At 60.9% G+C, this 5,445-nt stretch carries 5 protein-coding genes; 1 reads left to right on the forward strand and 4 read right to left on the reverse strand.

The annotated features are described in order from the left end of the window. Nucleotides 1-210: 210 nt before the first annotated feature. The 3 genes from glnL to ACE3OH_RS18750 form a co-directional block, all read right to left on the reverse strand. Nucleotides 211-1,290, reverse strand: a complete 1,080-nt coding sequence (gene glnL / locus ACE3OH_RS18740) for a nitrogen regulation protein NR(II) (RefSeq protein WP_374356787.1) — start codon at nt 1,288-1,290, stop codon at nt 211-213. Nucleotides 1,291-1,455: 165 nt separating this feature from the next. After that, nucleotides 1,456-1,917 carry a DUF4124 domain-containing protein gene (locus tag ACE3OH_RS18745; RefSeq protein ID WP_374356789.1) on the reverse strand — a complete coding sequence of 154 codons (462 nt, stop codon included), beginning with the start codon at nt 1,915-1,917 and terminating at the stop codon, nt 1,456-1,458. Between the two features lie 61 nt (nt 1,918-1,978). Then, nucleotides 1,979-2,749: a ThiF family adenylyltransferase gene (locus tag ACE3OH_RS18750; protein WP_374356791.1), complete on the reverse strand. Its 771-nt coding sequence runs from the start codon at nt 2,747-2,749 to the stop codon at nt 1,979-1,981. A gap of 77 nt (nt 2,750-2,826) precedes the next feature. Between ACE3OH_RS18750 and ACE3OH_RS18755 the strand changes: the two genes are divergently transcribed. Beyond that, the gene (locus ACE3OH_RS18755; RefSeq protein WP_374356793.1) at nt 2,827-3,570 is read left to right on the forward strand and encodes a pseudouridine synthase; all 744 of its coding nucleotides are present in this window, start codon (nt 2,827-2,829) and stop codon (nt 3,568-3,570) included. Between the two features lie 159 nt (nt 3,571-3,729). On the opposite strand, the gene plsB is transcribed toward ACE3OH_RS18755, so the two are convergent. Beyond that, on the reverse strand, nt 3,730-5,445 hold a 1,716-nt coding region (gene plsB / locus ACE3OH_RS18760; protein WP_374356795.1), incomplete at its 5' end, for a glycerol-3-phosphate 1-O-acyltransferase PlsB.

Raw genomic sequence — 5,445 nt, forward strand, 5'->3', positions numbered from 1 at the left:
CAATATGGTTTGGTAAACAGCAACAATCAATTCAGCGCAGAGGGCGCAGGGATAAACGGCGCTGCGCATGGATAGCTGCGGTGTTTCCGGCTGAAAAAGGAGCCCGCCACATCGCATCAGCGCTATTTGCTGCAGGGTTCGTTCAGTGCTCGGAGCCTCTGTTGTGGTGAAGGGTTTTGCGCTTGATCTTGATTGCAGTAAGCGTAAACGCTATTTGCCACCGTCCATCGGCATCCAGCCATTGATCGGCAGCATCACGGTAAAGCATGTACGGCCCGGCGAGGATTCGAATTCGATGGTGCCGTTGTGTTGCTGGATAAAGGTGTGGGCCAGATGCAGGCCGATACCGGTGCCACCGGGGCGTGCCGATACCAGCGGGTAGAACAGGGTGTCGCGGATGTGCTCGGGTATGCCGGGGCCGTTGTCGCTGATCTGCAGCATCAGCGCCAGCGGAAAGCGGCGGCGGTTCAGCGTGGCTTGGCGCGCTACCCGCGTTTTCAGGCAGATTTCACCGGCGCCATGCATGGCTTGTGCGGCATTGCGCACGATATTGAGCACTGCCTGGATCAGTTGCTCCTTGTCGCCAAAGATATCGGGCAGGCTGGTGTCGTAGTCGCGCCGCACTGCCAGATTGGGAAATTCGGCCAGCAGGATGCTGCGCACCCGCTCCAGCACCTCGTGCAGATTCAACTCGCTGACCTGCGGCAGGCGGTGCGGGGTCAGCAGGCGATCGAGCAGGCTTTGCAGGCGATCGGCCTCGTCGGTGATCACCTGGGTGTACTCATGCAAAGCCGGGTCAGGCAATTCGCGCTGCAATAGCTGGGCGGCGCCGCGTATTCCGCCGAGCGGGTTCTTGATTTCATGGGCGAGATTGCGGATCAGCTGCCGGTTGGCCTGCTGCTGCGCCGCCAGACGTTCTTCATTGGCAATGCGCCGCTGCTGGTCGGTCTGGCGAAACTCCATCACGGTCAAGGTCTGCGCTTCGACGGCGCGGATGCTGAAGCTGACATGGATGGTGGTGCCAAGGCGCAAGGCCAGTGCCACATCGTATTCGGTGACATTGGCGTTCTGCTTCTCGGCGGCATCCAGCGCTGCCAGGATATCGGCCGGCTCGCTGAAGCAGGCGGAAAGTGGTCGGCCTATGGTGTCGCGCACCGACAGCTCGAACAGCGTTTCGGCCGCCGGATTCAAATGGCGCACACAGCGCCCGCTATCAAGCACCAACACCGCGGTGTCGAGCAGGTCAAGTCCGGCGAATTCGGCAGAAGGCGGGGGGATCAAGGCGGGCATGGACACGCAGCTAGCAAGTAACAGGCCATGTGGATGAGTTCCAAGAAATCTTCTTGAAAACAGAGGCTTATTGATTTTGAAAATGCCGAGAGGCCAGTCAGCGGGATGACTGGCCTCTCGGCAGGCTTCAGCATGCACCACAATTGTGCATGATTGTGCATGGTTCTATTTGATCCGGCTCATTTCCTTTTGCAGCGCTTCCATGTTCTTCTCGTGATAGGTCACATTGTCCTGGGCCTTGGCATTTTGCGGCGCGGCGGCCAGCTGTTTGCGCGCCTCATTGAGCAGGTTCTGCTCTTGGTTCATTTCCGCTTGCAGAATGCTGCGGCGGCCCTGATCGCGGCTCTTCTGGGTGGCGTCATCCACCCGGGGGAAGTTGGCCGGCGAAGGCGTGGCGGCGGCCGATTTGCCGGAGCCGCCTCGTGGCGCTGGCAAGGTGGTGGGCACCGGCCCCAGATCGAGGCGTTTACCGCCACGAATCGGGATATTGGAGTATGTGACGCGACCATCCTTGTCGACCGACTTATAGATTTCGGCGCCGGCTGGCATTGCCAGTCCCAGCAACAGGAGGGCCAATGACAGGGCGCTTGGGCGTGAAGCAAACGGTGTGGATGAACTGGACGGCATGGGGCAAATCATTGATTCAATGGGCGGATAGTAGCATGCAAGCCTGCTCAGACCGTTGTCATCACGAAGGGTTCGCCAGCCGGCTCAGCGCGCGGCCAGCCATCGCCATGCCGAACGTGGCCGTCACGGCGACGGCCGAGCCATAACCGGCGCAATTGAGCGCGGCGCCGCCCTCTCCCGGCGCACAGGCGGCCGGGCGTACGATGGGCTCGCTCGAATACACCGCCTCGATACCAAAGCGCTTGCCATCGCGGGCATAGCCATGTTTGCGACGCAGTTCGGCGCGAATCTTGGCGAGCAGGGCATCGCCACTGGTCTGGGCCAGATCGGCCAGGCCGATGCGGGTAGGGTCCTGTCGGCCGCCGGCGCCGCCCGATACCAGCAGCGGGATCTTGTGGCGCTTGCAATGCACCGCCAGCGCCACCTTGACGCGCAACTGGTCGATGCAGTCGAGTACATGGTCAAAGCGGCCGGCTGGCAACAGCTCGGCCAGGTTTTCTTCGGTGAGAAAGTCGTCGACTTCAATCACCCGGGCGCGCGGATTGATGGCGTGGATGCGCTCGGCCATGGCACTGGTCTTGGCTGCGCCCAATGTTTCGCTCAGGGCATGCAGCTGGCGGTTTACATTGCTCGGGGCAATATGATCGAGGTCGATCAGCGTCAGCTGGCCGATGGCGCTGCGCGCCAGTGCTTCCGCCGCCCAGGAGCCAACGCCGCCGATGCCGATCACGCATATATGCGCAGCCTCGAAGCGTGCCAAGGCGGCATCGCCATACAGGCGCGCGACGCCGCCAAAGCGGCGCTGATAATCAAGCATTTCGGTTTCATTCATCCCGCGATTTTACCTTGCCTGTGGTTTGCTTGCCGGCAAGCGCTAAAATGCGTGTTTAGCCAAGCAGGATCAAAACCGTGAGCGACGCCCAAGAACCCCTACGCCTTTCCAAACGCATGGCCGAATTGGGGCTGTGTTCCCGTCGCGAGGCCGATGAATACATAGAACGCGGCTGGGTCAAGGTCGATGGTGTGGTGGTCGATGTACTGGGCAGCCGGGTGCTGCCGACCCAGCGTATCGAGCTGGACCGACTGGCAGTTGTGGCGCAAACCCAGCGCGTCACCATCTTGTTGAACAAGCCGATAGGCTACGTGTCCGGCCAGGCCGAGCAGGGCTACAAGCCAGCTGCCCTCTTGATCACTCCGGACAACCGCTATGTGGGCGACCGGTCCGGCATCGAATTCAATCGCCGCCATCTGAATGGCCTCGCGCCGGCCGGCCGGCTCGATATCGATTCCACCGGCATGCTGGTGCTGACCCAGGATGGCCGCGTGGCCAAGGCGCTGATCGGTGATGAAACCAAGATCGAGAAGGAATACCTGGTGCGGGTGGAGGGCGTGCTGGACGAGGGCGGCCTCAAGTCGCTCAACCACGGGCTGAGCCTGGATGGACAGGCGCTCAAACCGGCCAAGGTCAGCTGGCAGAATGAAAACCAGCTGCGTTTCGTGCTGCGCGAAGGCAAAAAGCGGCAAATTCGCCGCATGTGCGAATTGGTGGGGCTGAAAGTGGTAGGCCTGAAACGTATCCGTATCGGGCGCATTCCCTTGTCGGATTTACCAATGGGGCAATGGCGTTATCTGCGGCCTGATGAGCGCTTCTGAAACTCATCGGTTTCGCTGAACGCCCCAGGCATGTTTCTTGACCGCGCAGCCAGACATTTGCCGCCCGATACGCCAGGCAGCAGCCCTGGCTGAATTTCAGGGTTGCTGCCTGGTGCAATTGCCAGCAGTCGAGTCTGCGGCGCAAGCTTGATCTACCAATCAGGATTTCTTGGCAGCGAGCCGCGCCAGCGCCTGCTCGACCGTCGGGCGATCCAGCTTGGTCAGGTGCAGCACGCTCTGGCGCACATCGGGCGGCAATACATAGCGCGATTCGGCGGCTGCGGCGCGCAGCTGGCCGTTGAAGGTGAGCTTGCCGTTGCCATCTTCACTGGCGAGGCCGGCCTGCTTCAGCGAGCTGATAAAGGTGCGGAAGATGGCGCGATCGAAAAATTCCGGCGCGCTGATCTCGCGCAACAGGCTGATGCGCTGCGCCAGCAAATGGCATAGCGCTTCCAGCTCATCGGCGCTGACCATGCCGCTGCCTTGCTGGGTCAGCACCGATAGCGAGATGAAATAGCGCACCAGGGTGGGCCGCACCGCATGGCCGAGCAGGCTCAGCTGGGCGTATTCATCGCTATTGAGATTGGGCGCGTGGTACACGCCTTCGCGTCCGCCGCTGCTGAGCCAGCCCATCTCCACCATGGCGGCGAGATACTGGTCGAGCGCGGCGTCCAGTTCATCGTCCTGCCAGCGCAGAAACAATTCGGCACGTAGGAAGGGGAAGACGGTGAGGGCCAGATTGCCGATCTGCTCGCGGCTCAGGCTGGCATTGCGGGTAAACAGGCCGGCGATCAAGGCTGGCAGGGCGAAGCAATGCAGCACATTGTTGCGCATATAGCTGCACAGTACCGAATCCTCGCCGAGGAAGTGCAGTACATCGCCCAAGGCATGCGGATGGCGTTGCAGCAGATGCAACTTTTCGCAGTAGGCAATCATGCCGGCGCCGTCCAGCTCGGTAACCTGGGCGCGTTCCGAATACGGCACGGCGAGCAGCAGGCGACGATAGCCGTTCAGCTGGGCGATCAGCTGGTCCTCGTCCATGGCATGGCGCGGTGTGGCCAGCAGGGCGAGGCTGACCAGATTGACCGGATTCGCTACAGCAGCGCTATTGATGCCATTGGCAATGCGCAGGCCGAGCTGGGTAACCGACTGGGTAAACCAGATCGGGCGCTCTTCGGCCAAGGGGGGCTCGTTCTGCCAGTCGGCATGGCATTCGCTCAATACATCGTGCAACTTGATCGGTTGGCCGAAGTTGACATGCACCTTGCCAAAATTGCGCTTGAGTTCGCGCACGCTCATCAACAGGCTGAGCAGCGATTCCTTCTGCTTGGGCTTGCCCATCAATTCGCCGACATAGCTGCGGCCTTCGAACAGCTTTTCGTAACCGATATACACCGGCACGAAGACGATGGGGCGGGCCGCATCGCGCAGATAGCTTTGTGCCGTCATCGCCAGCATGCCGGGGCGCGGCTGCAGCAGTCGGCCGGTACGCGAGCGGGTACCCTCGACGAAATACTCGATCGGGAAGCCCTTGCCGATCACCATATGCAGGTATTCGTTGAATACCGAGGCATATAGCCGATTGCCCTTGAACGATCGGCGCAGGAAGAAGGCGCCACCTCGGCGCAGGATGCCGCCGACAATGGGCAGATTGAGGTTAGCGCCGGCCGCGATATGCGGAATCATCAAGCCTTGCTGGTAAACGATATAGCTGAGCAGCAAATAGTCGATATGGCTGCGATGGCAGGGCACGTAGATGATTTCGTGATCGGGCGCGACATTGGTCACCGTGTCGAAATTGCCCAGCTCGACCCCGTCATACAGCCGGGTCCATACCCAGGTGAGAAAGCGGTGAAATACCCGCACCACCGGGTA

Origin of the sequence: Chitinimonas sp. (assembly GCF_041904975.1) — a bacterium.
In the GTDB taxonomy this organism is placed as follows: Bacteria; Pseudomonadota; Gammaproteobacteria; order Burkholderiales; family Chitinimonadaceae; genus Chitinimonas.